This window comes from Neorhizobium sp. SOG26, from assembly GCF_003491345.1.
Lineage (GTDB): Bacteria > Pseudomonadota > Alphaproteobacteria > Rhizobiales > Rhizobiaceae > Neorhizobium > Neorhizobium turbinariae.
Map to the genome: position 1 here is coordinate 655,291 of NZ_CP025512.1, position 25,268 is coordinate 680,558.

A 25,268-nucleotide genomic window follows, 5' to 3' on the forward strand; every position below is an offset into this window, starting at 1 on the left:
GCCTCGACAACAGCGGTCGGTTTTGCAAAGACAGGATGCCCTGCGTGGCAGGCGAAAAGAACATGCCGGTAGGGGCCGGCGAGCGGAGTTTGATATGAGCGACCAGGACCTTCCCGCCCACGAATTGCCCGAACGCGAAGCGATGGAATTTGATGTTGTGATTGTGGGGGCGGGGCCTGCTGGTCTTTCTGCCGCAATCCGGCTGAAACAGATCAATCCGGATCTGACCGTCGTGGTTCTGGAAAAGGGATCGGAAGTCGGCGCCCATATCCTGTCCGGCGCGGTCGTGGATCCGTCGGGCATCGACGCGCTGTTGCCGGATTGGCGCAGCGAAGACGGCCACCCCTTCAAGACGCCGGTGACGGACGACCAGTTCCTTTTCCTCGGGCCGGCCGGTTCGGTCCGCCTTCCGAACGTCCTGATGCCGCCGCTGATGAACAACCACGGCAACTATATCGTCTCGCTCGGCAATGTCTGTCGCTGGCTCGCCGAAAAGGCGGAAGGCTTGGGCGTCGAGATCTATCCGGGTTTTGCCGCAACCGAAGTGCTCTACAACGAAGCGGGCGCGGTGATCGGTGTCGCCACCGGCGACATGGGCGTCGAGCGCAACGGCGAACCCGGCCCGAACTTTACCCGCGGCATGGAACTGCACGGCAAGTATGTGCTGATCGGCGAGGGCGTGCGCGGTTCGCTCGCCAAGCAGCTGATCCTGCGTTATGACCTGCAGAGCGGCCGCGAGCCGCAGAAATACGGCATCGGCCTCAAGGAACTCTGGGAAGTAAAGCCGGAAAACCACAAGCCGGGCCTGGTGCAGCACTCGTTTGGCTGGCCGCTCAACATGTCCACCGGCGGCGGTTCGTTCCTCTACCACCTCGAGGACAATCTGGTTGCCGTCGGCTTCGTGGTTCACCTCAACTACAAGAACCCTTACCTCTACCCGTTCGAGGAATTCCAGCGCTTCAAGACGCATCCGGCGATCCGCTCCACCTTCGAGGGCGGCAAGCGCCTGACCTATGGCGCACGCGCCATCACCGAAGGCGGCTACCAGTCGGTGCCGAAGCTGACCTTCCCGGGTGGCGCGCTGATCGGCTGCTCGGCCGGCCTCGTCAACGTCCCGCGCATCAAGGGCAGCCACAACGCGGTTCATTCCGGCATGCTGGCGGCAGAACACGTCGCCGCAGCGATTGCAGCTGGCCGCGCCAACGACGAAGTGGTCGAGATCGAGAACGAGTGGCGTTCGACCGCTATCGGCAAGGACCTGAAGCGGGTGCGCAACGTCAAGCCGCTCTGGTCGAAGCTCGGCACGGGTCTCGGCATCGCGCTCGGCGGCATCGACATGTGGACGAACCAGTTGCTCGGCTTCTCCTTCTTCGGCACGATGAAGCACGGCAAGACGGACGCGGCCTCGCTCGAGCCGGCGGCCAAGCACAAGAAGATCGATTATCCGAAGCCGGATGGGGTGCTCACCTTCGACCGCCTCTCGTCGGTCTTCCTGTCCAATACCAACCACGAGGAAGACCAGCCGGTCCATCTCCAGGTGAAGGACATGGACCTGCAGAAGCGCTCGGAACTGGAAGTTTTTGCCGGCCCCTCGACGCGCTACTGTCCGGCCGGCGTTTACGAATGGGTGGAGAAGGACGGCGAGCAGGTCTACGTCATCAACGCGCAGAACTGCGTCCACTGCAAGACCTGCGACATCAAGGACCCGAACCAGAACATCAACTGGGTACCGCCGCAGGGCGGTGAGGGACCGGTCTATCCGAATATGTGATCGGCTAGCCGTCGTAAGCCAGATCAAGCGCCGTCGCGACCTTCGCGAGGCGCTTGTCGCGGGTGAAGATGCGTGTCCCGGCAGCCATCGCTGCTGAGGCCAGCAGGTGGGCGTCGACGTAGCCAATCCCGCTCCCCGAAAGCGCGTGCCGCTTAATGATGGTCAGTACGTCGTCAGTTTGTGCGACTGCGGCCGGACGCATCTGGAGGAGCGCGTCGATGATCTCGTCGTGACGCTTCATGTTGCCGAGCGCCAGTTCTCCGATGACGAAGGGGCGGACCAGCGCTTGATCTCGCTTGAGAAGAAGCTCCACCTCCACCTCCGGCTGACGAATGTGATTGATCCAGACGGAGGTGTCGATGATGATCAATCGTGATTTTCCTGCCACGTGCCGTCAGATTTCCAGCGTCGTCTAGGCGCTGCAGTGGCATTGGGATCGCTTCCGCCAAGCTCGATCAGCTTCTGGGCCGCGTTACGCTGAACAACGGCCATCAACGCCGCCTTCACGACTGCGTCTGTTTCCTGCAGGCCTGTCGCTTCTCTTGCCTTCGAGAGCAATTCGTCGTCGATGGTGATCGTCATATGCATGCCGGTTCTCCTCACGCAACAATAACACTCGAAGTGCTGGAAGCAACGCTACGTGAACTCGTCCGCTGACGCGTTCGTGATCGCCGGAGCAGGCCGGCACTTATCATTTCATTAACCATAATCTCAGTATTTCTGCGTCATCACTTTGACGCACCAAGGACACATTCATGTCGATTTCCCGTCGCGGCTTTCTTGCAGGCCTGCCGCTCCTTATGGCCGGCTGCGCCTCCACCGTTTCCGACCAGGCCAACTATGCGACGGTCAGCAATGAAGAGTTCCCGCTGAAGGCGGTACCGATCGAGAAGATCAAGCCGGAACTTCGCCGCCAGGAAGTGGCCTATGTCACGCCGCACGCACCCGGAACAGTGGTGGTCGATACGCCGGCGCGCCGCGCTTATTTTGTGCTCGGCAATGGCCGTGCGATCCGCTACGGCGTCGGCGTTGGTCGTGCCGGCCTGGCGCTGGCGGGCAATGCCTATGTCGGTCGCAAGGCCGAATGGCCGTCCTGGACGCCAACCCCCAACATGCAGCGCCGCGAAGAGCGCTACCGCAAGCTCGCCGGCGGCATGCCGGGCGGTCCGAACAACCCGCTCGGCGCCCGCGCGATGTATCTCTATCGCAACGGCAACGACACCATGTTCCGCCTGCACGGCACCAACCAGCCGGAATCGATCGGGCTTGCCATGTCGAGCGGCTGCATCCGCTTCATGAACCACGACATCATCGACCTCTACAACCGCGTCCAGGTCGGCGCCAAGGTCGTCGTGCTCCAGGCTTGATATTCAGGTTCGATGGGTGAGGGCCCGCCGCTTGCGGCGGGCTTTCGCTTGTCTGGCTCTAGCGCGATTTCCAAGCGACCACCATCATGCCGCCGATGACGGTGATGTGCTCCATCGCCACGTGGAATTCCATGGTGCGCATCGGCTCCTCCATCGACCAGAAATGATGGACGAGGGGGATGGTAAGCGCGGTGAAGACGGCAAGCGCACCGGCGCCCAGCCAGGTCCAGCGGTTCAGGATCACCAGCAGCGATCCGCCGATCTGCACGATGATCGTCGCGATGTTGAAGGCAACCGCCGGCTCCAGGCCGAACTGCGCCATCTCGGCCACGCCGCCCTGGAAGTCGATGAGCTTCGAGAGGCCGCTTCCCCAGAAAGCGAAAGTCAGCACGATGCGGGCGAGATATCCGAACCAGGTCGTGCCCGTGACCGCGTCCAGCGGATTGCCAAAACTCGATGTCGATGAAGTTGCCATGATGTCCCCTCCGGTGTTTGTCCCGGCGAGATCATAGCTCAAGTCATGGCGCGCGTTAAGGTGTGGCGTGGCGCGTTTGCACCTATCGGGAGCAACCGTCCGGCTAAAAACCGGAAAGCACGATCTTGCCCTTGGTGCGGTTGCTCTCGATCATCGCATGCGCCTTCTTCAGGTTCTCGGCGTTGATCTTGCCAAGCGTTTCCGACAGCGTCGACCGAAGCTTTTTGGCATCAATAAGCTCGGCCACATGGTTCAGCAGCTTGTGCTGTTCGATCATGTCTGCCGTCTGCCACACCGGCCGGGCAAACATCATCTCCCAGTGGATCGACAGCGCCTTGCTCTTGAAGGGCCGCAGGTCCATCGGCTCCTTGGGATCGTCGATCAACGACAGCCGGCCCTGCGGCGCGATCAGTTCGAGGATATCCGGCAGGTGCGTTTCGGTGTGGGTGGTGGAGAACACGAAAGCCGGTGCGCCGATCGCCATCTCGGCCAATTGTTTTGCCATCGGCTTCGAGTGGTCGAGCACGTGGTGGGCGCCGAAACTGCGGATCCACTCCATCGTCTCCGGCCGCGAGCCGGTGCCGATCACCGTCACGTCGGAAAGTTCGCGCAGAAGCTGGATGGCAATCGAGCCGACGCCGCCGGCGCCGCCAATCACCAGTACGGCGTTCCACGCACCCGCGACCTTGTCCTGCACCTTCATGCGGTGGAACAGCGCCTCATAGGCGGTGATCGCCGTCAACGGCAGGGCAGCGGCTTCCTCGAACGACAGTGTCTTCGGCTTGAAGCCGACGATCCGCTCGTCCACCAGGTGCAATTCGGCATTCGTGCCCGGACGGTTGATGGCACCGGCGTAATAAACTTCGTCGCCCGGCTTGAAGAGCTTCACCTCCGGCCCGACGGCTTTCACCACGCCGGCTGCGTCATAACCCAGGATACGGTGCTGGCCGGGCTCTACGGCGGCCGTGCGGCGCACCTTCGTATCCACCGGATTGACTGACACGGCGCGGATTTCCACGAGCAGATCGCGACCCTTGGCTTCCGGCTCCGGAAGGTCGAGATCGAGCAGTGACGTTTCGGAAGTGATCGGCTGAGGCTGGTTGAACCCGACGGCGCGCATGGCATCTCCCTTTCCATAGGTGCTGGGAGACAAGATGGAACTTGTGGTCTGAGCGCGCAAGGACGGCGAAGGCACCTGATGGGCGCCTTGCCGATTTTGTGATCTTGCTGATTTGGGCTGTCAGGCCCGGCCGCGTCTGGTATCGAGCGTATGGGACACGAAGAACACGCCAAGCCCGAGCAGCGACAGGAAGGCCCCGACATAACCGGTGGCGGCGAATCCCCAGCCCCAGGTGATGACGAGGCCACCGAGCCAGGCGCCCAGCGCATTGGCGATGTTGAAGGCGGAGTGGTTGGAGGCGGCAGCGAGCGTCTGCGCGTCGGCGGCAACATCCATGAGCCGCGTCTGCAGCGCGGGGCCGGCCGCAAAACCGCAGCCGATCAGGAAGACGCAAAGGCACAGGACCGCCGGATATTCCGCAAAGAGCCCGAAGGCGCCCATGACGAAGACGTTGAAGGCCATCACGCCGCCGATCGTGCCCATCAGCGACAGATCGGCGAGGCGAGAGCCGACGATATTGCCGACATTCATGCCAATGCCGAAGAGCGCCAGCACGATCGCCACGGTGGTCACTGGCATGCCAGCGGTCACGGTTGTCGTGGAGGCGATATAGCTGAAGACCGAGAACATGCCGCCGAAGCCGACCGCGGCGATGCCGAGCGTCAGCCAGACCTGGCTGCGACCGAAGGCGCCGAGTTCGCGTTTGACGCTTGCGCCTTCCATCACCTTGTCGCGGGGCAGGAAATACCAGAGCAGCGCCACAGTCAGCGCGCCGATGCCGCCGACAAGGAAGAAGGCCGCACGCCAGCTTAGCAACTGGCCCATGAAGGTGGCGATCGGCGTGCCGAGCAGTGTTGCCACGGTCAGGCCCAGCATGACGCGGCCGACGGCGCGGGCCCGCTTGGTGGGCGGGACCATGGAGGCAGCGACAAGCGCCGCGACACCGAAATAGGCGCCGTGCGGCAGGCCGGTGATGAAGCGCAGCACCGTGAAGCTCCAGAAGTCGGGGGCGACGGCGCTGAGGATATTGCCGAGCGCGAACACCGCCATCAGCCCGAGGAGCAGGGTGCGGCGTGGCAGCCGCGCCGAAAGCACGGCGATCACCGGGGCGCCGACCACGACGCCGAGCGCATAGGCGCTGATGACATAACCCGCCATCGGGATGCTGACCTGGTAGGTCGCGGCAACATCCGGGAGCAGGCCCATGATGGCGAATTCACCCGTTCCGATGCCGAAACCGCCAACGGCGAGCGCAATCTCGATGAGGAGCACCGCCATGGGGGTGAGGGAGGCAGCGGAGAGGTGGGGTGTTGGTCGGGAGGTATCCTGGACGGACTCGATGGGAGAAGCCGATTGGGTCATGATGCTGAATATGTCTTTGGCAAAAAAATACGGGCTGGAATGTGGGAGACATCCAACCCGTTCTGGAGGTAGGTGTGGTCAAATCGCTGACCATGCAGAGAGATTACCATGTCATTGTGCATTGCGGTAGATGGCGCCAACGTGGCCTTGCGCAAGAATGCGTGAAACCGCAAGACCAACTGCTAGGCCCGCCGTTCGTTTCTTCAAAACTCCACCGTTGATAAACGAGAAGCAGCAACCATTTCACTGTTCGTCCGTTCTTCCGCGGCCCGTTCGGCGCTGCCGCAAGTGAGATGCAATGAACCTTTTTGCCGTCTTCAACCGCGATGGCGGTACCTTCAAGACCACAGACATGAGCGCTTATTGCGCTCAGGCCACCGAAACCTTCAAGAAGGCCGGCCATGAGATCGAATGCCATGTCGTCTCGGGCGACAAGGTGGTCGAGACGATGGAGCGCGCCGCTTCGACAAATGGCGTCGACGGACTGATCGCTGGCGGCGGCGATGGGACGATTTCCGCCGCGGCCGGCATTGCCTGGAAAAGCGGGATTGCGCTTGGCGTCGTTCCTGCCGGCACGATGAACCTCTTTGCCCGCTCGCTCAAACTGCCGCTTGATATCTGGGAGGTGCTCGATGCTCTTGCCAACGGAGTGCCCCAGAACATCGATATCGCCAGCGCCAACGGCAAAAGCTTCGTGCACCAGTTCTCCGCCGGCATGCACGCCCGCATGGTGCGCTATCGCAACTCCATGACCTTCGGCTCGCGGCTCGGCAAGATGCGCGCCAGCACCCGTGCTGCGATCGGCGTGATCTTCAACCCGCCGGAATTCGAGGTCGAATACAATGTCGAAGGCGAGGTCGGGCGGCGTCGCGTCTCGGCGATCTCCGTCTCCAACAACGAGTTCGGCCCGGACCCGCTGATGTATGCCGACCGGCTGGATCGCGGCGAACTGGGCTTCTATACGGCGGATCCGCTGCGGCCTGCCACTGCCGCAAAGCTCGTCTTCGATATCTTGCGCGGGCGCTTGAAGGAGAACCCATCGGTCACCGCAATGACCGCACCCGAGCTTGAACTGCATTTCCCGCGATCGCGGCATGACGTGAAATGTGTCATCGATGGCGAATTGCTGCCGATGTCCCGCGACGTGCTGCTGAAGATCCACGCCGGCGAGCTCAAGGTGCTCGTCAACCAACCGCAGTCGCCCGCCGATGGGGAAGGGCAGGGCAGCGGGATCTAGATCCGCGGCAGGTAGGTGCGGTAGTCGAAGTCGCTGACTGTCCGCAGATAGGCAATCGCTTCCTTGCACTTCGTGTCGCCGTAAAGCTTCTGGTAGCGCTCGCCGAACACGTCGCGGATGAAGGGCGAGGCGCGGAAATCCTCCACCGCCGTCAGGAAGTCGTGCGTCAGGCGGCCCGTGCCAGCCGCAGGCTCCTTGCCGGGCTCTGTCGGTGCACCTGGATCAAGCGTCTCGTCGAGCCCCTTCAGCATGCCGCCGAGAATCGCGGTGAGCAGCAGGTAGGGATTGGCATCTGCACCAGCGACGCGATGTTCGATCCGCGCGGCCGCTCCATCCTTGTCGGGAATGCGTACAGCCGTACCGCGATGGCCGAAACCCCAGTCGATATCGACGGGCGCAAAGGACCCCGGCTGGAAGCGACGATAGGAATTGGCAAAGGGCGCGAAGATCAGCTGCGCGTCCCGCATGGTCTGCAGCATCCCCGCCGTCACCGAGTTCAGCAGGGTCGGCTCGCCGCCCTTGGCATCGAGAATGTTGTTACCGTCGCGGTCGATGATGCTGGCATGCACATGCAGCCCCGATCCCGCGTGCTCGGCATAAGGCTTGGCCATGCAGGTCGATTTCAGCCCGTGCTTTCGCGCCGCCTGTTCGGCAATCCGCTTCAGGTAGATGCAGTCGTCCGCCGCGGCCAGCGCGTCGGCGCGGTGCAGAAGGTTCACCTCGAACTGGCCGGGGCCGAATTCCGCCGTCGTCGCATCTGCCGGCAGGTTCTGCGCCTTTGCCCAGGTCCGCACCGTTTGCAGATAATCATCGAGCGCATCGACGGCGCGCATGTCGTAGAGCTGGAAACCATCCGGCGCGTCGCGGTACATCAGCACTTCCGGCGGCCGCGGCTTGCCCGTCTGGCGCCAGTCGTCCTGCACCACGTAGAATTCCAGTTCCGTCGCCACCACCGGCGTCAGCCCGCGCTCGGCGAAACGGTGGAGGAGTGCAGCCAGGATGCCGCGCGGGTCCATGAAGCTCGGCTCACCGGTGAGCTCATGCATGGTGGAAAGCACCTGCATTGATCCTTCCGACGCCCAGGGCATCGGCGTCAGACTGCGCCTGTCGGCCACGCAGGTGCCGTCCGGGTCGCCGATCGTCAGCGATAGGCCGGTGATGTCGTCGTTGTCGTCGCCCCAGATGTCGAGGGACTGCGTCGAGGTCGGCAGCCGCACCGAACCCTCCCAGACCTTCTTTTCCGCCGTCATCGGGATTCGCTTGCCGCGAAGGTCCCCGTTCATGCCGACAAGCAGGATTTCGATATGGGGATCGGCGGCATCAGGCATGCGAAACGGTCTCACAGGGTTGCAGAGGTTCGTTCGTAGCCGATAAGGATGGGAGGCACAATCTGAGGGGCTGAGTGACACACATATGAACGACCTGAAGAACACATCCAACCTCGCGGCCATCGATGCGGCCCACCATCTTCATCCGTTCTCGGACATGAAGGAACTGAACGCGAAGGGCACGCGCATCATCGAGCGGGCGGAAGGCGTGTTCATCTACGACTCGACCGGGAAGCGTTACCTGGATGCCTTTGCGGGCCTCTGGTGCGTCAATGTCGGTTACGGGCGCAAGTCTATCGCAGAGGCCGCAGCCCGGCAGATGCAGGAACTGCCCTATTACAACGCCTTTTTTGGCACCACGACGCCGCCCGCCACGTTGCTCGCCCAGAAGATTGCCTCCCATACCGGCGAGAAGCTGAAGCGCATCTTCTTTACCAATTCCGGCTCCGAGGCGACCGACACATGGTTCCGGATGGCGCGGGTCTACTGGAAGGCGCTTGGAAAGCCGCAGAAGACGCAGGTCATTGCCCGCCGGAACGGCTACCACGGTTCCACCGTTGCCGGTGCCTCCCTCGGCGGCATGAAGCTGATGCACGAGCAGGGCAACCTGCCGATCGAGGGCATCCACCATATCGGCCAGCCCTACTGGTATGCGGAAGGTGGTGATCTTTCTCCCGCCGATTTCGGCCTGAAGGTCGCGCGCGAACTGGAAGCGAAGATCGATGAACTGGGCGAAGACCAAGTCGCGGCCTTCGTGGCCGAACCGATCCAGGGAGCAGGCGGTGTCATCATCCCGCCGGAAACCTACTGGCCGGAGATCGCCCGCATCTGCAAGGCACGCAATATCCTGCTCGTCGTTGACGAGGTGATCTGCGGGTTCGGACGGCTCGGCGAGTGGTTCGGCCACCAGTATTACGGGATCGAGCCGGATCTTGCGCCGATCGCCAAGGGCCTGTCATCCGGCTACCTGCCGATCGGCGGCGTGCTGGTGTCCGATCGCGTTGCCGACGTAATGGTCGAGGAACTGGGGGATTTCCACCACGGCTTTACCTATTCCGGCCATCCGGTCTGCGCCGCGGCTGCGCTGGAGAACATCCGGATCCTGGAGGAAGAACGGCTGGTCGAGCGTGCGCGCGACCATATCGGTCCGTATTTCGCGGCAGCCTGGAAGTCGCTGGAAGACCATGAGGTGGTCGGCGAGGCACAAAGCGTTGGCCTGATGGGCGGGCTGCAGCTTGCGGCCGACAAGTCGACCCGTCGCCGCTTTGCCAAACCCGACGAGGTCAGCATGCTGGTGCGCAATCATTGCCTCCAGAACGGCCTCATCATGCGCGCCACCCGTGACCGCATGCTCGCCTCGCCGCCGCTGACGATCAACCGCCCGGAGGTGGACGAGGTGATCGACACGCTGCGCAAGGCGCTCGATCACCTGCGTGACGCCAGGATGGCTTAAGGTCGGCTTAGCGTCCGCTCGCGGCGGCCGGGACCCAGGCGTAACCGAAACCGACCCGGTCATCGCGCCACGAGTAATGATAGGGTACGGCAAGGGTGGAGGCCACCAGCACCTCCGGCTTGATGCCGTATTGCCGCAGGAAGTCGCCGAGATAAGCCGGCATCTGCGTCGCATCGCCATCGAGCGGCCAGACGACGAGGCCGCCGCCGCGGATTTCATCCTCCGTGACGGTCTGGTCCTGCGTGAAGCCGGTGAAGATCACCTTCGCGTCGGAGATCTCGGTGCGTGCGCTGCCTGCAAGGTATGGATCGGTGGCGATCACATAGGCGGGTTTGTCTCCGCCGTGGCGTTCGATCACCTCTTGGATGAAAGGCGTGGAAGGCCAGTTTTCCTTGCCATATCTGCCGAACATGGGGCCGATGACGACGCCAATTGCCAGATAGATGATCCCACCCAGCGCCAACACCGAGACGGGCAAGACGAATCGTTCAACGCTTGCTGTCGTGTCGGCCCCGGCGGCTTCGATCTTGAGGCAGAGGTACAGCGGAACAAGCAGCAGGAAAGGCGAGAGCCACTTTTCACTGATGTTGCTCGCCCCAAAGCCCAGCACAACCAACGCCACCAGGACAAGGCAGATCAGGATGGTGCGCGCGATGATCCGTGTCCATGGGCTGGTCGCCCGCCAGGCCTTGGGCAAGGCGGTTCGGAACGCAATGAGGAAGAAGCCAAGCACCGGCAACCCGCCACCCGCAAGGGCCCCGAGCATGGCAAGGAGGCCGGCGATCCGGTCATTGACGGCATCACCCGAGGCATCTTCCCGCATGGCCGCGATCGTACCTGATGTCGCTTCGTTGAGGTTGCCAAGCACCCAGAACAGGTGCGGCAGGCAGATGAGGGCGGCGACCGCAACGGCCGCACCCAGCCGCCAGTCCAGCACACGGTTGCGCAGGTCGCGCTCGGCGAGGACAGCCAGCACTGCCGCCAACGGCACGAGCACGAAGTTATATTTGCTGATCAGCCCCATGCCGACCGCAACGCCGGCAAACAGATAGGTCCCGAGGTTGGGACGCTGGATGGCGAGCAGGAAGGCATAGGTGAAGACGGCAACGGAAAACAGCGTCGCCACGGCATGCGTGAGGTCCCGTTGGGCCACCACGCTGACGACCGGCATCGCCACGACGCCGAGCATGGCGATCGCAACGAGCCGCATGTCTTTCAGCACAAGCCGCGCTGCGAGTCCGTAGAAGACACAGGTGAGGAAAAGCAGCAGGTTCTTGACGAGCGACAGCGCCAGGACCGAGGGGCCGATCAGCTGGATGACGCCGTATTGCAGCCAGTTGTAGAAGGGCGGCTGGCGCCCGTATCCCATCAGCAGGAACTGCGACTGGATGAGTTGTTCGGCCTCGTCGCTTTCAAGCGCATCGGAACGCAGCACTCTCAGGACGATCGCCAGCAGGTAATAACCGGCGATCAGCCAAAGGACGATGGTGGGACGGCGGGCAAGCGCCTCACGTATGCTGAGGATCGCCCTCATAGACTTCCCTGATAATGTAACTCACCGCGGTGTCTTCACGGTAATAGGTGCGGGCGATCATCTCGGCCAGGATGCCGGTGGTGATCATCTGCACTGCCGAGAGGAACAGCATCACCCCGATCATGAAAAGGGGGCGTGTGCCGATGTCGTTGCCCATCAGGAACTTGTCGATGAACAGGTAGAACAGGATGATGCTCGACAGCGCGCCGAGCCCAAGGCCAAGCGACCCGAAGAAATGTCCCGGCCGCGCCTTGAAGCGCATGAAGAACATCACCGACAACAGGTCGAGAATGACCCGGAAGGTGCGGGAAATGCCGTACTTCGACACGCCATGCTGGCGCGCATGGTGGGTCACCGGCATCTCGCCGATGCGCGAGCTCGGTACCACGCCCGCCACCCAGGCCGGGATGAAGCGGTGCATTTCGCCCATCAGCTTCACCTGCTTGATGACCGAGCCGCGGTAGATCTTCAGCGAGCATCCATAGTCATGCAGCCGCACGCCGGTGATGCGGCCGATCAGCCGGTTGGCGATGAAGGATGGGATCTTGCGCAGGAGCAAGCCGTCCTGGCGGTTCTTGCGCCAGCCGACGAGGAGATCGAGTTCCCGCCGCTCCAGTTCCGCCACCATGGTGGGGATGTCCTTCGGGTCGTTCTGCAGGTCGCCGTCGAGCGTGGCGATCAGCCGGCCCTGTGCCTGGTTGATCCCGGCCTGCATGGCGGCCGTCTGTCCGAAATTGCGCTGCAGCGCGATGATCTTCAGGTCGAGACCCGGCCGGTTCAGCGCTTCGCGCGCATTGGCAATCGTTGCGTCCGTGCTCCCGTCATCGACGAGAAGAAGCTCCCAGATTGCCGGATAGCTCGCCATGGCTGCCGTGATACGGTCAATCAGCGGCCCGACGCTTTCCTCTTCATTGAAGAGCGGCACGACGAGGGAGAGTTCGATCGGTTCTGCCGTGTCGAGGCGGCTTGCCATCAACTCTGCTGTTGTACCCACTTTGTGTTTCTCCTAAACCACGGGCTCCGAGCGAACACGCTCACGCGGCGCTAACCCGATGTTTCAGATCCTGGTTCGTATGGGGCACCCCTAGTATATGAAGAACTCCCCGGTTGCCAGCCGCCCATCCTGGATAATTCGTAACGCCATGACGCTGCTAACGGTTGCGATCATCCTGGCTTATGCGGGCTTCATCCAGTGGGTCTGGGGATGGCAGACGGTGGCCTCGCTCTGGTCGGGCGCCGGCTGGGGCGCGGGGCTCGTCGCGCTCGGCGCACTTCTCGTCACCTACGTTCTGCGCACCTGGCGTATCTACGATTATTTCCCGACCGAGACTGCAGGCCACTTCGGCAGCCTGTTGCGGCTGGTGCAGGTCCACAACCTGCTCAACATCATGCTGCCGTTCCGGACCGGGGAGGCAAGCTTTCCGTTGCTGATGAGGCGTGAATTCGCCCTGCCGCTTGCCCGCACCACCTCGGCGCTTCTCGTGATGCGCCTGTTCGACCTGCACGCGCTGCTCGCTGCCGCCGGCGTTGGTCTGGTTCTCCAGCACGGCGCGCCCTGGGTCTGGGCATTGTGGGGCTTGTTTCTCCTCGCACCCGTCGTCGCCTTTGCGCTTCGCAACCGCGTTTTCGATATTGCGGCTCGCATCGTTCCCGCCAAGGGACGCAAGCTGGTGGAAGAGGTGAGGAACGGCCTGCCGGCCAGTGGCGCAGCCTTCGCGCGCGCCTGGGGCGCGACGCTCGTCAACTGGTTCACCAAGATTGCGGTGCTCGCCTGGGTACTCGGTCTGCTCGGTGGCACGACGGTTGCCGCAAGCTTTGGCGGCGCGCTCGGCGGTGAACTGTCCTCCGTCCTGCCCGTCCATGCGCCCGCTGGCGTCGGGACCTATCCGGCCGGCATTACCGCCGGCGCCATTGCCTTCGGCGCCGGGGCGACCGGCTCACCGCTCGAAGCTCTCGGCCAGGCGGCGGTCAACACCCACCTGCTGGTGATCGTTTCCTCGCTGGTGGGAACCGCGCTGTCATTGTTTGCGGCAAGGCGCAAGGGGAACTGATCAGGCAAAGGTCTGGAGGGGGAGCGCCAGGTCATTCTCCCCCTAATGAGCTATCTTGTCACTGGAACGCCGTTTCGTAGAAGCTCCGAAGCTTGCGGGAATGCAGGGCTTCCGGCGGCATGGCGGCAAGCTTCTGCACGGCGCGGATGCCGATCTGCAGATGCTGGCTGACCTGGCTGCGGTAGAAGGCCGTCGCCATGCCGGGCAGCTTCAACTCGCCATGCAGCGGACGGTCGGAAACGCAGAGCAGCGTGCCGTAAGGCACGCGGAAGCGAAAGCCGTTGGCGGCGATCGTCGCTGATTCCATGTCGAGCGCAATGGCGCGCGACTGGGACAGCCGCTTGACCGGTCCACGCTGGTCGCGCAGTTCCCAGTTGCGATTGTCAATCGTTGCGACGGTGCCGGTACGCATGATGCGCTTCAGCTCAAAGCCTTGGTAGCCGGTGACTTCCTCTACGGCGCTTTCGAGCGCCTGCTGCACTTCCGCCAGCGCCGGAATCGGCACCCAGACCGGCAGGTCGTCGTCGAGCACATGGTCTTCGCGCACATAGGCATGCGCCAGAACGTAGTCGCCGAGCCGCTGGCTATTGCGAAGCCCGGCGCAGTGGCCGACCATCAGCCAGGCATGCGGGCGCAGCACTGCAATGTGGTCGGTAATCGTCTTGGCGTTGGAGGGACCGACGCCGATGTTGACGAGCGTGATGCCGGCATGGCCCTTTTTCTTCAGGTGATAGGCAGGCATCTGCGGCATGCGCACCACCGCATCCGTTTCCGGCTTCTCCTTGCCAGCGAGCGTGACGATGTTGCCCGGTTCGACAAAGGCCGTGTAGCCGTCGCCGCCCTCGGCCATCATCTTGCGCGCCCAGGCCGCGAACTCGTCAATATAGAACTGGTAGTTCGTAAAGAGCACGAAGTTCTGGAAGTGCTCGGCGCCCGTCGCCGTATAGTGGCTGAGGCGGGCGAGCGAGTAGTCGATGCGCTGCGCCGTGAAGGGCGCAAGCGGCGATGGCACGCCCGAGGTTTCCTCATATTCGCCATTGGCGATCAGGTCGTCGGTGTTGTTGAGGTCCGGCGTATCGAAGAGGTCGCGCATCGGAATGTCCGACAGCGCACTCGTCGCCGACGCCTCGACATGCGCACCTTCGCCGAAGGCAAAGTGCAGCGGGATCGGCGTCGAGGATTCCGACACCGTCACCGGGACGCCGTGATTGCGCATCAAGAGCCCAAGCTGTTCCTTGAGGTAGTGCCGGAAGAGCTTCGGGCGGGTGATCGTCGTGGTGTAGACCCCCGGCGAAGTGACATGCCCGTAGGAGAGGCGCGAGTCGGCATGGCCGAACGACGTCGTCTCGATGCTGACCTGCGGATAGAAGGCGCGGTAGCGGCCCGTTACCGGGGCGCCGTCTGCCAGCTTGCCGAAGGAATCGATGAGAAACGTCGTATTGCGTTCGTAAAGCTCGGTCAGCGCGTCCACGGCTTCGACCGGATTGTCGAAGATACGCGGCTCAGGCGCGCTCGGGCTGATGAAGGGAAGGGGAGAGACGGAAGAGATTCGTGTTGTCATGAGCCATTATAGTGAGAACATTGCGACAAGCAAATTGCAGTAGATCTCACCATAATGGAGCAACTCAAAGAGTCGCAATGCATCCCTGCTGAAGCGGAGATGTCTGGCAATTCATCGACCATTCGGAGCGCAGGCGCGATACCTTGCCATTCTTCTGCGCCACAAGCGCGGTGAAGGAAAAGGCGAAGATCGCCATGATCAGCGTGAAGATGGTGAAGCGGCGTACCAGAATGCCCATTGTTCTCTCCCAAGCCCGATGCTGGAAGATTGACAGGCCGCGCCTGAATAGGTGCTGATCTTGAAATTCATCCGCCGTTCAAAATGATGAACGACAAAACCCGCCGAAAGGATCGGCGGGTTTTGTGGGATCAAGCCGGCTGACCGGCCGTAGTCCATGATCTGAACCAGTTGCGACCTGGTTCAGCCGGTGTCTTGAAGGAACTGCTTAGCCGAACGGGCGAAGAGCGCCGTCGTAATAGTCACCGGAGTCCTGCGAACCATCGAGGTCGGCATTGCCAGAACCCGTGTTGTTGTAGATCGAGTCGTAGCGCATGATGCTGCCGGTCGACATACGGTCAACGTCCTGGCCGCGCGACTGTTCTACGCTCGGCGGGGACATCGGGAGGGCGTCAGGGCTGGAATATACAGCGTCCTGTGCCGAAGCGACGCCAGCAATGCCGGTAACCATGAGGGCAGCGATAGTAGCGGGGATATAGCGTTTCATTTCTATGTCCTTTCTTTGTTATCGGAGCCAGGCGTTCGAACCGCCCGGTTCGTCTACAAAATCCCTTCCGGCAAAGATCGTTCCATAGAAATTGCCCGCCTTCGCTGCGTCGCATCATATCGGCGGTGGGGAAGGACGGATAAGGGGAGCTACTTCAGGCTGCAAATGCGGCTTGGCAGCGGAAAAATCACAAAAGCCTGCGGGTTTATGTGATTGATTCGCGAAACGGCTTCACGTAATCTTGAGTAAGTGGCTGGTTTCAGAGTCCAGTCACAACACTTGGAGAAGACGATTGCGACCCGTCTTTTCCGTACGGTGTCTTGAATGAACTGCGAATGCCAGCCGCGCGAGCGGCTGGCATTTCTTTTGGGAGGATCGGTTGGCCGATCCGTCTCGCTGTTGCAGTTTTAGCTGCCCGCAAGGACCGGCCTTGGCCGATTAGTTCGGACGGTGTGCGCCGTCGTAGTAGTCACCGCTGTTCAGGCCGGATTCGCGGTTGTCGCGGCTGCCGCCGTTGTTGAACGGAAGTCGGCCGTTGTCGCGGGCAGTAATGCTGCCGGTGCTGTTGCGGTCAATCGAGCTGCCGTAGGCGTCACGCGTGGTGCCTTCATAGTAGTTGCCTTCTGCGAGGGCGACAGAGGTGAAGGAAGCCGAAGCGATAAGAGCGGCAGCGATAGCGGAAATGGTCTTGGTCATAATAATGTCTTCCATGGATGGGCCCTCGGCGCAGGAGCTGCGCCTGGAGGGTTTTGGGTCATGCGATATTGATTGAGTCCGGTTGATTAGTTCGGACGGAATGCACCGTCGTAGTAGTCGCCGGAGTTCAGCGTGCTTTCAGTCTGGGCGTTGTCCGACTGGGCGGCGCGGGAAACAGAACCGGTGTAGCCATAGCGGCTGCTGTGGACGCTCTGTGTAGCGTTGGTCTGTTCGTTGCGTTCAACGCCGCGGTAGTAGTCGCCTTCGTCAGCCAGTGCGACGGAAGCGAAGGAGGCCGAGGCCAGGAAAGCGGCTGCGATAGCGGAAGTGATCTTGGTCATTGTCTTAACCTTTCAGAGTTTGCCGTTGCCTTGAGTTTGCGACCTGGCAAGCGGCGGGTTTTCGTTGTCTCGAATGAACTGCGGTTAGTTCGGGCGGTTTGCGCCGTCGTAGTAGTCACCGGAGTTGATGACGGTGTGTTCCTGCGACTGCACTGCTGCAGAACCGGCATAGCCGTAGCTTACCGAGCTGCGGGCGACAGGATGCTTCTGCGTTGCCTGCTCGCTGAACGATGCAGACGGGCCTTCGTAATAGTTGCCTTCGGCCAGTGCGGCCGTGGCGAAGGAGGCGGAAGCAACCAGCGTTGCTGCGATAGCGGATGTAATCTTGGTCATTGTCGGAATCCTTCAGAGTTCGCCGCTGCCCTTAAGCTTGCGACCTGGGCAAGCGGCGTTTGTTTCAGTGTCTGGAATGAACTGCGTTTAGTTCGGACGGTGTGCGCCGTCGTAGTAGTCGCCGGAATTGACAGCGGCGACGCGATCTTCAGACTGGGCAACAGAACCGGCATAGCCGTAGCGGACAGTGCTGTGCGAGACAGACTGCTGCTGAGCCTGCTGGTTTGCGACCGGAGCCGCTCCTTCATAATAGTTGCCTTCGGCGAGTGCGGCCGTAGCGAAGGAAGCGGAAGCGATCAGGCTTGCTGCAATAGCGGAAGTGATCTTGGTCATTGTCGTGGTCCTTTCAGAGTTCCAGCGGCTTAAAGTTTGCGACCAAGCACGCCGGGGTTCGTTACGATGTCTTGAATGAACTGCTTTCAGTTTGGGCGCTTTGCGCCTTCATAGTAGTCGCCACGGTCGAAATGAACCGAAGCATGGCGGTCACCGTTCTCGATGCTACCCGTCGTAATATGATCAACGGATGCGCGTTCGTTGGCACCTGTATAATAATCACCCTCATCTGCCAGAGCGGGGCCTGCGACTGAGGCCAACAAAGCCGCAGCGAGTAAAGAATTGATCGTCTTCATTGTCTTGCGTCCCTGTGATTCCTCTAGCCGTCTGATTTTCGAACCGAGGAATTTCGTTTGCGAGGTTGATATCGGACCGATCGGTTCGATCCGGAAGGCCAGGTTTTGACAACTGCTGTCAACGAGACGTTGACGATGGGTTTTTCGCTGGCGGGATATGGTCTGCGAACGGGGGCGCTGGCGGCTCGGTCCCGGTAACTGATCGGTCGATCGCGACGCGTCGGGGCACCAGAAAATTGATTAAAGTCAATTCCTTATCGGCGACGGCGTGGTGTGACCCTGATCAGGAGCTTCCTCCGGCCGCTCGGTTTCTGCGCCTCAAAGCGGGGCCGCCGCGAAATCGATTTCACATAAGTGTGACGCCAGATTTTTTTGTGCCCGTGCCTCTTGAAGACGCGGATCTGAGAGAATTCGGTACCTGGATACGCGGGAAAATGACGTTTCTGGAGAATGAGAGGCGGCGCAAACGGCCCCGCCTCAGATTCTTTTTCTCGAAATGTTAAAACGGGTGCCGCGGCTAGAGGCGGCTCCAAGTCTGGGTCTTGCAGAAGATCTTCATCACGCAGCCCTTCATCTTCAGCGAGTTGCCGCTGACAGATCCGGATCCGGAATATGTCTTGTCTTCCGCCGGGTCCGTGATCGAGCCGCTATATTCGGCCCCCTTGCCGGACATGCGGCCGATCTGCTTGCCAGCATATTTCCCGGTCTTGAGCGTAACGCAGTAGGCGCTGCCGCATTTGCCGATCGCCGCCGTCTCGCCGCTGGCTGTTTTCCAGTTGCCTTCGATGGGCTCTGCAGCCTGCGCGGTCGTCGCAACGATTGCGAACGCAGCTGCCAGCATGAGCTTCTTCATTCTGGGTCTCCTCCAAACCGACAGATGCCTCCACGCATCTGTTCGCGCCGCAACTCAGTCGGCAGGCGGAGAAATTACCTTACGCACACGTAAAGGTAAATAGCGCCCCAGCGACCTTGGCCAGCATCTCCTGGGGCGCTCATTGCCGTTCGTATCCGGTTCGGGACCGTCTTTTATGGTTTAGGGTTGGTTTAATTCCAAATCTGAACTTCGCGTAAAAATCGAGGCAAATCGCCTGCGTCGCAAGGAAAGCGATGTTTAACAAAAACCCAATTTTACCAAGCATTTGCACTTTGTTTGTCTCAAGTTAATCATGCTTTTTAGGCGACTTTTGAAAGGTTGGCGGCATAGTCGGGGCATCAAACGAGCGGGAAAAACCGCCGGCCGGACGAACCGGAGAAGCCGCATAAGACGGCGGTTCGGACGGAACCAAAACAGGGCAGTCGACAACAAGCTTTCAACAGGGATCTAAACCGATGGCACGCTTTGAAATGAATGCTTCCGAGATGGCCTCCATGGGTGGCGATAATCGGGCTGATACCTTCTGCGAGATGGGATTGATGTATGCGACCGGCCGCGGCTGCGACATTGATCTGGTCTCGGCACACAAGTGGCTGAACATCGCGGCGATCAAGGGCTCGGACCGCGCTGCCGAGTTGCGCGCCGACCTTGCACAGACGATGACCAAGATGCAGCTTGCCGAAGCCCTGCGGGCCGCCCGCGAGTGGATGACCATCCACTAAGGCATCAGGCTTTCATTTCAGGCCAGCCGGTGAAGAGTTGGCCACAACAAGTCCATGAGGGGACGGAGCGGGAACACCAGCCACCGCTCGTTATTCAAACCGCGACCGGCAGACACAAGGCCGGCGCGGTTTTCTGCTTCAGGCCAGCGTCTTCAAAACCTGCGGCAAGGCTTCCTCGAGAAGCTTCATGTCCGATTCCGGCCCGGTGCTGATGCGGATGCAACGGTTGAGCGGTGCCACGCCCGGCATGCGGATGAAGACGCCGTGCTCCATCAGGCCATCCACGATCGACCGGGCATAGGCGCCGTCGCGGCCACAGTCGATCGCCACGAAGTTCGTGGCCGAGGGCAGGGGCTTCAAGCCATTGGCCGCCGCAATCGCCGCGATCCTGTCGCGCGATGCGCGGATATTCTCGATCACCTCGCCTAGATAAGCCTGGTCCTTCAGCGCCGCGATGGCGGCTGCCACGCCGATACGGTTCATGCCGAAATGGTTGCGGATCTTGTCGAAGGCGCCCGCCGTCCCTGGCGTCGAGATCGCGTAACCGACGCGCGATCCCGCCATGCCATAGGCCTTGGAGAAGGTGCGGGTGCGGATGACGTTCGGCCGGTCGATGAGCGCAGAAATGGCGGGCGTTGCGCCAGCAGGCCCGGTTTCGCAATAAGCCTCGTCGAGGATCATCAGGCAGGTCTCGGGCAGCGCCTTGGCGAAAGCGACGATGCTGTCGGCATCCCACCAGCTTCCCATCGGGTTGTCCGGATTGGCGAAGTAAACCAGCGGTGCATCTTCCCGCCGCACCGCGTCCATGAGGGCGTCGAGGTTTTCCCGGTCATCAACATAGGGCACGGTCACCAGGCGACCGCCGTGGCCTGCGACATGGAAGTTGAAGGTGGGATAGGCGCCAAGCGAGGTGACGACGGGCATGCCGGGATTGATGACGAGGCGCACGATCATGCCGAGCAGGCTGTCGATGCCTTCGCCGATCGCGATATTGTCTGCGCCGCAGCCAAGATGCTCGGCGAGCGCCTGGCGCAGGTCGTGATTTTCCGGATCGGCATATTTCCAGGTGTCGCGTGCCGCAACGGCCATCGCCTCGATGGCGGACGGGGCCGGGCCGAAGCCGTTTTCGTTCGCGCCGATGCGCGCCTTTACCGCCAGTCCCCGACCACGTTCTATCGCCTCCGGTCCCACGAAAGGCACGGTTGCCGGCAGGGCATTGATGAGAGGGGTAAAGCGCGAGAATGCAGGCATGTTCTGTGTCCGGATGAAAAGTCGGCACAGAATAAGTGCGAATCGCGGCCGTGCAAGCCACTGCAGGGGGCATGCAGCGTCATGCCCGAAAAAGTTTTACCCGCGATCCGCCAGTTCAGCCTGGATTCGTTTCAATGGCTGGTCTCGAAGCTTAGCCGGATGACATGATGAAGGAATTCCGGATCGATCAGCATGTTGAAGCCGACGGTGACCTTTTCTTCTTCGCGGCGGATGACGGTGCATCCGATATCGTCATGGATTCCCATGATCTCGAGGAAGAAGTTGCCTGGCACCGGCAGGTTCGGGCTCACCTCGAGTTCAGCGCCTGCCAGCGAGATGGTGCGCACGAGGCAGCGGTAACTTGTGCTGGTGCTGAGGTGACGGCCGACGAAGATGATCTTGCCGGGACGATCCACCGGGTATTTCTCGAAAACCTCGTCCGTCTGTTCTCTGCGACCTGTGTCGACTTCGATGTTCAAGGGCATGTTAACCCTCCTTCTCGCTCCCTATAGAAGGGACGCTACAGCAACTCCCTTCAGATTGCGTGAAACGAACAGATAAAATGCCCGCGAAGCTTCACCCCTTATAGATAAAGCCGAAGCAGTCTCGTTCTGGCACGGTCGCGTGCCAGGCATGTCGCCGTGTTGACCCCTGGATGTCGCAGCGTTACCCCTTGTGCGCATTGATTGATGCTACTTCACGACTGGCATCAAGAAGAGGGACATGCGCGTGACAGGCAGGTTGGTGATCGTAGGGGCGGGCCAGGCAGGTTTTGCGCTTGCTGCAAAGCTGAGGGCGCTGAAGGATATGCGTCCGATCACGATGATCGGCGCCGAGGATGTGATTCCCTACCAGCGGCCGCCGCTCTCCAAGAAATACCTGGTTGGCGAATCGAGCTTCGATCGCCTGACGTTCCGGCCTGAGACATGGTACGCGGAAAACCAGGTCGAGCTTCGGCTGGCGTCTTATGTCGAGGAAATCGACCGGCAGAACAGAAGCGTGCGCATGCAGGATGGCACGGTCGCCGAATACGACACGCTGGCGCTTGCCATGGGCGCAACGCCCCGTACGCTGCCGGCGACCATTGGTGGCGACCTGCAAGGCGTCTTTACCGTGCGGGCCAAGCGGGATGCGGACCTGCTGGTCGACGAAATGAAGCCGGGCCGGCGCCTTCTCATCATCGGTGGCGGTTACATCGGCCTGGAGGCCGCCGCGGTGGCCCGTCACCTCGGGCTCGACGTGACGCTGATCGAGATGGCCGACCGCATTCTCCAGCGCGTCGCGTCGAGCGAAACAGCCGACGCCATGCGTGCCGTCCACCAGCAGCACGGCGTCACCATCCGAGAAAAGACGGGCCTGCAGCGTCTTGTCGGCGAAGACGGCAAGGTCACGGCGGCAGAACTTTCCGACGGCACGACGATCCCGGTCGACCTCGTCATCGTCGGTATCGGCGTCGCGTCAAACGACCGGCTGGCCCAGGATTGTGGGCTCGACGTCGGTAATGGAATCATTGTCGATGAATTCGCCCGCACCTCCGATCCCGCCATTTTTGCCATGGGCGATTGCGCCAGCCTACTGTGGAAGGGCAAACGCGTTCGTCTCGAATCGGTGCAGAACGCCGTAGATCAGGCGGAGGCCGCAGCAGCCGTCATGGCGGGCGGTTCGGCTCCTTACGAACCGAAGCCCTGGTTCTGGTCGGATCAGTATGACGTAAAGCTGCAGATCGCCGGCTTCAACTATGGCTACGACGAGACGCTGGTTCGCCCAGGCGCGCGCGAAGGCAGCCTTTCCGTCTGGTATTTCGCGCAAGGCCGGTTCATCGCTGTTGACGCGATCAACGATGCCAAGGCCTATGTCAGCGGCAAGAAGATGCTTGAGTCGGGTATCGAGCCCGACAAAGCTGTTCTCGCCGACCCGTCTCAGGATCTGAAACAACTTCTCGCTTGAAGGATCACGCAATGCCGGCTCCCAGGAATCACTTCAAGGCAGCTCTCAAGGCCGGCCAGCCGCAGATCGGGCTTTGGCTGAACATGGGCGAAGCCCTGATGGCGGAGATTGCCGGACACGCGGGCTTCGACTGGCTGGTGATTGATGGCGAGCATGGCCCGAACGACGTTCGCAGCATCCTTGCCCAACTCCAGGCGCTGACTGCTTCGCCGTCCGAAGTCGTTGTCCGCCCGCCGATCGGCGAAACCTGGGTGATCAAGCAGATGCTCGATATCGGTGCGCGCACGCTGCTCGTGCCGATGGTCGATTCGGCGGAGCAGGCGAAGGAGCTGGTTCGCGCCGTCCGTTATCCCCCGCATGGGGTCCGCGGCGTAGGCGCAGCGGTGGCGCGCGCTTCGAACTTCAACAACATTGCCGATTATGCGCACACCGCGGCGGACGAGATCTGCCTTCTGGTGCAGGTCGAAACCACGGCCGCGATTCGTGATCTTGAGAACATCGTGGCTGTGGATGGCGTTGACGGCGTCTTTATCGGCCCGGCCGATCTTTCTGCGGACATGGGCTATCTCGGAAACGCTGATGCACCGGAAGTGCAGGAAGTGATCGAGAAGGCGCTCGGCACCATCGTCCGCTCCGGCAAGGCGGCCGGCATCCTGACCTTCAGCGAATCGCTGAACCGCCGTTACCTCGATCTCGGCGCGACTTTTGTTGCGGTTGGCGCCGATGTTACCGAGTTTGCCGGTGCACTGGCGAATCTTGCGGGCCGCTACGGACGCGGAAAAGATGGCAAGGCCGCTGGCGTCAGCTATTAAAAGCCGCTCCGGCAGGGCTCCAGGACCTGCCGGGCACGGTCTCCGTCACAAAGTTCTGTCGGAGACTCACAAAGGCCTTGCATCAATTGGGGCGCTAACATAGTTAGACCGCACCGGAGAGGTGGCCGAGTGGTCGAAGGCGCTCCCCTGCTAAGGGAGTATACGTCAAAAGCGTATCGAGGGTTCGAATCCCTTCCTCTCCGCCATCCATTTCATTCTCCCTTCCCAAGCCTCCTGACGTTCTCCCGAGTCGCGCAAACGCTGCGTCGATTCTCCGACATCCCGCCCCGCAAAAGACTTTAAGTGACTGCTGCAGCAGCCGTTTCTTAATAATGTCTAAAGTTTTACCCGGGTTGCCCCTCCGCTTTGTGTCCTTTCGGCAACATGGCGACGTGAAGCAGGCAGGCGAGGGCGCGGGACGCGACATTCACGATTGCAAGCCATCCATCGTCTTGTATCTTCATCCTCAGAAGCGAGGCGGTGGATCGCCCTTCTTCTGGCACTCGACGGGGATGGGGCAGGGAAGCTGTCCTTCAGCAAAAAGAACCCAGACCCATACGAAACTTTGACTGGAGGTCAAAAATGAACATCAAGAGCCTTCTTCTCGGCTCCGCTGCTGCCCTCGCAGCAGTATCCGGCGCTCAGGCTGCCGACGCAATCGTCGCTGCAGAACCGGAGCCCATGGAATACGTTCGCGTTTGCGACGCTTTCGGCACCGGCTACTTCTACATCCCGGGCACCGAAACCTGCCTCAAGATCGGCGGCTTGGTTCGCGTTGAAATCCAGGCTGGCCAGCGTGGTCCGATCGGCTCTTACGGCGGTTCGGCTGGTTCGGGCGTTTACCCGGTTGCTGGCGAAGACGACTACTGGGATTTCACCGGTCGCGCACAGCTCGACGTAACGGCTAAGAGCGACACCGAGCTCGGCACCCTGACGTCTGTTGCTTCGCTCCGTTGGGACTACGGCAACGACTCGACCTGGGACGCTGTTGGCACGACCGCTTACATCAACGAAGCCTACATCGAACTCGGCGGTTTCAAGATCGGTCGTTACTTCAACTGGTGGGATAAGGGCCTGAACGGCGAAAGCGACACGATCGCTTCTTCTCTGTCGACCCGTATGAACTCGGTAGCTTATGTCTACACCGGCGACACCTTCTCGGCTGGTATCCAGCTCGACGAACTGTCCCGCGCTGACAACAACGACCTCGGTCTCGAAGCTCTGATCTCCACCAAGCTTGGTGGCTTCGCATTCGACCTCCTCGGCTCGTACGACTTCGGCGCTGAAGAAGGTGCAATCCGCGCCCTCGCTTCCGCTGCTGTTGGCCCGGGCACGCTGCAGGCCGCTGTTGTATGGTCGTCCGGCTTCGGCTACGTTCAGCAGGCTTACTATGACCGCGGCGAATGGGCTGTTGCTGCCTCCTACGCGATCAAGGCCACCGACAAGCTGACCCTGACCCCAGGTGTTACCTACATCTGGAACACGGAAGTCGACGCTGACGGCGACTGGACTGGTGACGACGCATGGCGCGCTGGTCTGACCTTGGACTACGCGATCACGCAGGGCCTGAACCTGAAGACGCACGTTCACTACAACGAAGTTCCGGGCGACGAGTACATCGACGGCTTCATCCGTCTCGACCGTACGTTCTAATCTGACTGCTGGCTCTCCCGGTTCTGC

General features: G+C 61.3%; 28 protein-coding genes and 1 tRNA gene. 10 read left to right on the forward strand and 19 right to left on the reverse strand.

The window, feature by feature from the left end:
• Positions 1-94 precede the first annotated feature (94 nt).
• A complete protein-coding gene (locus CYG48_RS03210; protein WP_118849053.1) occupies positions 95-1,771 on the forward strand; it encodes an electron transfer flavoprotein-ubiquinone oxidoreductase in 1,677 nt (558 codons plus the stop codon).
• Positions 1,772-1,775: 4 nt separating this feature from the next.
• Here CYG48_RS03210 and CYG48_RS03215 read toward each other — a convergent pair whose 3' ends face one another.
• On the reverse strand, positions 1,776-2,141 hold the full coding sequence (locus CYG48_RS03215) for a type II toxin-antitoxin system VapC family toxin (protein ID WP_118849054.1): 366 nt from the start codon (positions 2,139-2,141) through the stop codon (positions 1,776-1,778).
• Positions 2,138-2,359, reverse strand: a complete 222-nt coding sequence (locus tag CYG48_RS03220) for a type II toxin-antitoxin system VapB family antitoxin (protein WP_118849055.1) — start codon at positions 2,357-2,359, stop codon at positions 2,138-2,140. The genes CYG48_RS03215 and CYG48_RS03220 overlap by 4 nt, the downstream gene beginning before the upstream one ends.
• 167 nt (positions 2,360-2,526) lie before the next feature.
• Between CYG48_RS03220 and CYG48_RS03225 the strand changes: the two genes are divergently transcribed.
• On the forward strand, positions 2,527-3,138 hold the full coding sequence (locus CYG48_RS03225) for a L,D-transpeptidase (RefSeq protein WP_118849056.1): 612 nt from the start codon (positions 2,527-2,529) through the stop codon (positions 3,136-3,138).
• A 58-nt stretch (positions 3,139-3,196) separates the two neighbouring features.
• On the opposite strand, the gene CYG48_RS03230 is transcribed toward CYG48_RS03225, so the two are convergent.
• From CYG48_RS03230 to CYG48_RS03240, 3 genes are all read right to left on the reverse strand, one after another.
• A complete protein-coding gene (locus tag CYG48_RS03230; protein ID WP_118849057.1) occupies positions 3,197-3,613 on the reverse strand; it encodes a DoxX family protein in 417 nt (138 codons plus the stop codon).
• Positions 3,614-3,716: 103 nt separating this feature from the next.
• Positions 3,717-4,733 (reverse strand): zinc-binding alcohol dehydrogenase family protein, encoded by a 1,017-nt coding sequence (locus tag CYG48_RS03235; protein ID WP_118849058.1) that lies wholly within the window; start codon positions 4,731-4,733, stop codon positions 3,717-3,719.
• Positions 4,734-4,853: 120 nt separating this feature from the next.
• Complete coding sequence (locus CYG48_RS03240; protein WP_118849059.1) at positions 4,854-6,095, reverse strand: MFS transporter; 1,242 nt, start codon at positions 6,093-6,095, stop codon at positions 4,854-4,856.
• A 298-nt stretch (positions 6,096-6,393) separates the two neighbouring features.
• Between CYG48_RS03240 and CYG48_RS03245 the strand changes: the two genes are divergently transcribed.
• On the forward strand, positions 6,394-7,332 hold the full coding sequence (locus CYG48_RS03245; protein WP_118849060.1) for a diacylglycerol/lipid kinase family protein: 939 nt from the start codon (positions 6,394-6,396) through the stop codon (positions 7,330-7,332).
• Here CYG48_RS03245 and CYG48_RS03250 read toward each other — a convergent pair.
• On the reverse strand, positions 7,329-8,660 hold the full coding sequence (locus CYG48_RS03250) for a glutamine synthetase family protein (protein ID WP_118849061.1): 1,332 nt from the start codon (positions 8,658-8,660) through the stop codon (positions 7,329-7,331). The two genes, CYG48_RS03245 and CYG48_RS03250, sit on opposite strands and share 4 nt — an antisense overlap.
• A gap of 85 nt (positions 8,661-8,745) precedes the next feature.
• Between CYG48_RS03250 and CYG48_RS03255 the strand changes: the two genes are divergently transcribed.
• Complete coding sequence (locus tag CYG48_RS03255; protein WP_118849062.1) at positions 8,746-10,113, forward strand: aspartate aminotransferase family protein; 1,368 nt, start codon at positions 8,746-8,748, stop codon at positions 10,111-10,113.
• A gap of 7 nt (positions 10,114-10,120) precedes the next feature.
• Here the strand turns inward: CYG48_RS03255 and CYG48_RS03260 are convergent, their stop codons facing one another.
• Positions 10,121-11,647: a glycosyltransferase family 39 protein gene (locus tag CYG48_RS03260; protein WP_118849063.1), complete on the reverse strand. Its 1,527-nt coding sequence runs from the start codon at positions 11,645-11,647 to the stop codon at positions 10,121-10,123.
• A complete protein-coding gene (locus CYG48_RS03265) occupies positions 11,622-12,620 on the reverse strand; it encodes a glycosyltransferase family 2 protein (protein WP_118849064.1) in 999 nt (332 codons plus the stop codon). The genes CYG48_RS03260 and CYG48_RS03265 overlap by 26 nt, the downstream gene beginning before the upstream one ends.
• A 118-nt stretch (positions 12,621-12,738) precedes the next feature.
• Between CYG48_RS03265 and CYG48_RS03270 the strand changes: the two genes are divergently transcribed.
• Positions 12,739-13,698: a lysylphosphatidylglycerol synthase transmembrane domain-containing protein gene (locus CYG48_RS03270; protein WP_118849065.1), complete on the forward strand. Its 960-nt coding sequence runs from the start codon at positions 12,739-12,741 to the stop codon at positions 13,696-13,698.
• Positions 13,699-13,756: 58 nt separating this feature from the next.
• On the opposite strand, the gene amn is transcribed toward CYG48_RS03270, so the two are convergent.
• The 9 genes from amn to CYG48_RS03310 form a co-directional block, all read right to left on the reverse strand.
• A complete protein-coding gene (gene amn, locus CYG48_RS03275; RefSeq protein WP_118849066.1) occupies positions 13,757-15,259 on the reverse strand; it encodes an AMP nucleosidase in 1,503 nt (500 codons plus the stop codon).
• 64 nt (positions 15,260-15,323) lie between these two features.
• Positions 15,324-15,497: a hypothetical protein gene (locus CYG48_RS22375; RefSeq protein ID WP_199925199.1), complete on the reverse strand. Its 174-nt coding sequence runs from the start codon at positions 15,495-15,497 to the stop codon at positions 15,324-15,326.
• Between the two features lie 207 nt (positions 15,498-15,704).
• Complete coding sequence (locus CYG48_RS03280) at positions 15,705-15,983, reverse strand: hypothetical protein (RefSeq protein WP_150132680.1); 279 nt, start codon at positions 15,981-15,983, stop codon at positions 15,705-15,707.
• 438 nt (positions 15,984-16,421) lie between these two features.
• Positions 16,422-16,694: a hypothetical protein gene (locus CYG48_RS03285; protein WP_245450403.1), complete on the reverse strand. Its 273-nt coding sequence runs from the start codon at positions 16,692-16,694 to the stop codon at positions 16,422-16,424.
• Between the two features lie 71 nt (positions 16,695-16,765).
• On the reverse strand, positions 16,766-17,020 hold the full coding sequence (locus tag CYG48_RS03290) for a hypothetical protein (RefSeq protein WP_118849069.1): 255 nt from the start codon (positions 17,018-17,020) through the stop codon (positions 16,766-16,768).
• Between the two features lie 84 nt (positions 17,021-17,104).
• Complete coding sequence (locus CYG48_RS03295) at positions 17,105-17,353, reverse strand: hypothetical protein (RefSeq protein ID WP_118849070.1); 249 nt, start codon at positions 17,351-17,353, stop codon at positions 17,105-17,107.
• Between the two features lie 87 nt (positions 17,354-17,440).
• Entirely contained in the window at positions 17,441-17,686 is a 246-nt protein-coding gene (locus tag CYG48_RS03300) for a hypothetical protein (protein WP_118849071.1), read from the reverse strand.
• An 86-nt stretch (positions 17,687-17,772) separates the two neighbouring features.
• Positions 17,773-17,982: a hypothetical protein gene (locus tag CYG48_RS03305; protein WP_118849072.1), complete on the reverse strand. Its 210-nt coding sequence runs from the start codon at positions 17,980-17,982 to the stop codon at positions 17,773-17,775.
• 517 nt (positions 17,983-18,499) lie between these two features.
• On the reverse strand, positions 18,500-18,835 hold the full coding sequence (locus CYG48_RS03310; protein WP_118849073.1) for a DUF2147 domain-containing protein: 336 nt from the start codon (positions 18,833-18,835) through the stop codon (positions 18,500-18,502).
• A 476-nt stretch (positions 18,836-19,311) separates the two neighbouring features.
• Between CYG48_RS03310 and CYG48_RS03315 the strand changes: the two genes are divergently transcribed.
• Positions 19,312-19,578 carry a sel1 repeat family protein gene (locus CYG48_RS03315; protein WP_118849074.1) on the forward strand — a complete coding sequence of 89 codons (267 nt, stop codon included), beginning with the start codon at positions 19,312-19,314 and terminating at the stop codon, positions 19,576-19,578.
• Positions 19,579-19,716: 138 nt separating this feature from the next.
• Here CYG48_RS03315 and CYG48_RS03320 read toward each other — a convergent pair whose 3' ends face one another.
• Positions 19,717-20,829 carry a pyridoxal phosphate-dependent aminotransferase gene (locus CYG48_RS03320; protein WP_118849075.1) on the reverse strand — a complete coding sequence of 371 codons (1,113 nt, stop codon included), beginning with the start codon at positions 20,827-20,829 and terminating at the stop codon, positions 19,717-19,719.
• A gap of 131 nt (positions 20,830-20,960) precedes the next feature.
• A complete protein-coding gene (locus CYG48_RS03325; RefSeq protein WP_118849076.1) occupies positions 20,961-21,314 on the reverse strand; it encodes a PilZ domain-containing protein in 354 nt (117 codons plus the stop codon).
• 244 nt (positions 21,315-21,558) lie between these two features.
• Here CYG48_RS03325 and CYG48_RS03330 point away from each other — a divergent pair, with 244 nt between their 5' ends.
• The 4 genes from CYG48_RS03330 to CYG48_RS03345 all read left to right on the forward strand — a co-directional run bounded on the left by CYG48_RS03330 (position 21,559) and on the right by CYG48_RS03345 (position 25,241).
• Positions 21,559-22,776: an NAD(P)/FAD-dependent oxidoreductase gene (locus CYG48_RS03330; protein WP_118851472.1), complete on the forward strand. Its 1,218-nt coding sequence runs from the start codon at positions 21,559-21,561 to the stop codon at positions 22,774-22,776.
• An 11-nt stretch (positions 22,777-22,787) separates the two neighbouring features.
• The gene (locus CYG48_RS03335) at positions 22,788-23,588 is read left to right on the forward strand and encodes an aldolase/citrate lyase family protein (RefSeq protein WP_118849077.1); all 801 of its coding nucleotides are present in this window, start codon (positions 22,788-22,790) and stop codon (positions 23,586-23,588) included.
• A gap of 115 nt (positions 23,589-23,703) precedes the next feature.
• Positions 23,704-23,794 (forward strand) — tRNA-Ser (locus CYG48_RS03340).
• Between the two features lie 376 nt (positions 23,795-24,170).
• Positions 24,171-25,241 (forward strand): porin, encoded by a 1,071-nt coding sequence (locus CYG48_RS03345; protein ID WP_118849078.1) that lies wholly within the window; start codon positions 24,171-24,173, stop codon positions 25,239-25,241.
• Positions 25,242-25,268: the final 27 nt, after the last annotated feature.

Coding starts and splice junctions, on each gene's coding strand:
- CYG48_RS03315 (WP_118849074.1), top strand. CDS start 19,312: ATGGCACGCTTTGAAATGAATGCTTCCGAGATGGCCTCCATGGGTGGC.
- CYG48_RS03345 (WP_118849078.1), top strand. CDS start 24,171: ATGAACATCAAGAGCCTTCTTCTCGGCTCCGCTGCTGCCCTCGCAGCA.
- CYG48_RS03280 (WP_150132680.1), bottom strand. CDS start 15,983: ATGAAACGCTATATCCCCGCTACTATCGCTGCCCTCATGGTTACCGGC.
- CYG48_RS03240 (WP_118849059.1), bottom strand. CDS start 6,095: ATGACCCAATCGGCTTCTCCCATCGAGTCCGTCCAGGATACCTCCCGA.
- CYG48_RS03290 (WP_118849069.1), bottom strand. CDS start 17,020: ATGACCAAGATCACTTCCGCTATCGCAGCCGCTTTCCTGGCCTCGGCC.
- CYG48_RS03260 (WP_118849063.1), bottom strand. CDS start 11,647: ATGAGGGCGATCCTCAGCATACGTGAGGCGCTTGCCCGCCGTCCCACC.
- CYG48_RS03210 (WP_118849053.1), top strand. CDS start 95: ATGAGCGACCAGGACCTTCCCGCCCACGAATTGCCCGAACGCGAAGCG.
- CYG48_RS03250 (WP_118849061.1), bottom strand. CDS start 8,660: ATGCCTGATGCCGCCGATCCCCATATCGAAATCCTGCTTGTCGGCATG.
- CYG48_RS03225 (WP_118849056.1), top strand. CDS start 2,527: ATGTCGATTTCCCGTCGCGGCTTTCTTGCAGGCCTGCCGCTCCTTATG.
- CYG48_RS03265 (WP_118849064.1), bottom strand. CDS start 12,620: ATGGCAAGCCGCCTCGACACGGCAGAACCGATCGAACTCTCCCTCGTC.
- CYG48_RS03245 (WP_118849060.1), top strand. CDS start 6,394: ATGAACCTTTTTGCCGTCTTCAACCGCGATGGCGGTACCTTCAAGACC.
- CYG48_RS03235 (WP_118849058.1), bottom strand. CDS start 4,733: ATGCGCGCCGTCGGGTTCAACCAGCCTCAGCCGATCACTTCCGAAACG.
- CYG48_RS22375 (WP_199925199.1), bottom strand. CDS start 15,497: ATGGGCATTCTGGTACGCCGCTTCACCATCTTCACGCTGATCATGGCG.
- CYG48_RS03220 (WP_118849055.1), bottom strand. CDS start 2,359: ATGCATATGACGATCACCATCGACGACGAATTGCTCTCGAAGGCAAGA.
- CYG48_RS03335 (WP_118849077.1), top strand. CDS start 22,788: ATGCCGGCTCCCAGGAATCACTTCAAGGCAGCTCTCAAGGCCGGCCAG.
- amn (WP_118849066.1), bottom strand. CDS start 15,259: ATGACAACACGAATCTCTTCCGTCTCTCCCCTTCCCTTCATCAGCCCG.
- CYG48_RS03320 (WP_118849075.1), bottom strand. CDS start 20,829: ATGCCTGCATTCTCGCGCTTTACCCCTCTCATCAATGCCCTGCCGGCA.
- CYG48_RS03255 (WP_118849062.1), top strand. CDS start 8,746: ATGAACGACCTGAAGAACACATCCAACCTCGCGGCCATCGATGCGGCC.
- CYG48_RS03300 (WP_118849071.1), bottom strand. CDS start 17,686: ATGACCAAGATCACTTCCGCTATTGCAGCAAGCCTGATCGCTTCCGCT.
- CYG48_RS03270 (WP_118849065.1), top strand. CDS start 12,739: ATGAAGAACTCCCCGGTTGCCAGCCGCCCATCCTGGATAATTCGTAAC.
- CYG48_RS03285 (WP_245450403.1), bottom strand. CDS start 16,694: ATGGAAGACATTATTATGACCAAGACCATTTCCGCTATCGCTGCCGCT.
- CYG48_RS03295 (WP_118849070.1), bottom strand. CDS start 17,353: ATGACCAAGATTACATCCGCTATCGCAGCAACGCTGGTTGCTTCCGCC.
- CYG48_RS03305 (WP_118849072.1), bottom strand. CDS start 17,982: ATGAAGACGATCAATTCTTTACTCGCTGCGGCTTTGTTGGCCTCAGTC.
- CYG48_RS03310 (WP_118849073.1), bottom strand. CDS start 18,835: ATGAAGAAGCTCATGCTGGCAGCTGCGTTCGCAATCGTTGCGACGACC.
- CYG48_RS03325 (WP_118849076.1), bottom strand. CDS start 21,314: ATGCCCTTGAACATCGAAGTCGACACAGGTCGCAGAGAACAGACGGAC.
- CYG48_RS03230 (WP_118849057.1), bottom strand. CDS start 3,613: ATGGCAACTTCATCGACATCGAGTTTTGGCAATCCGCTGGACGCGGTC.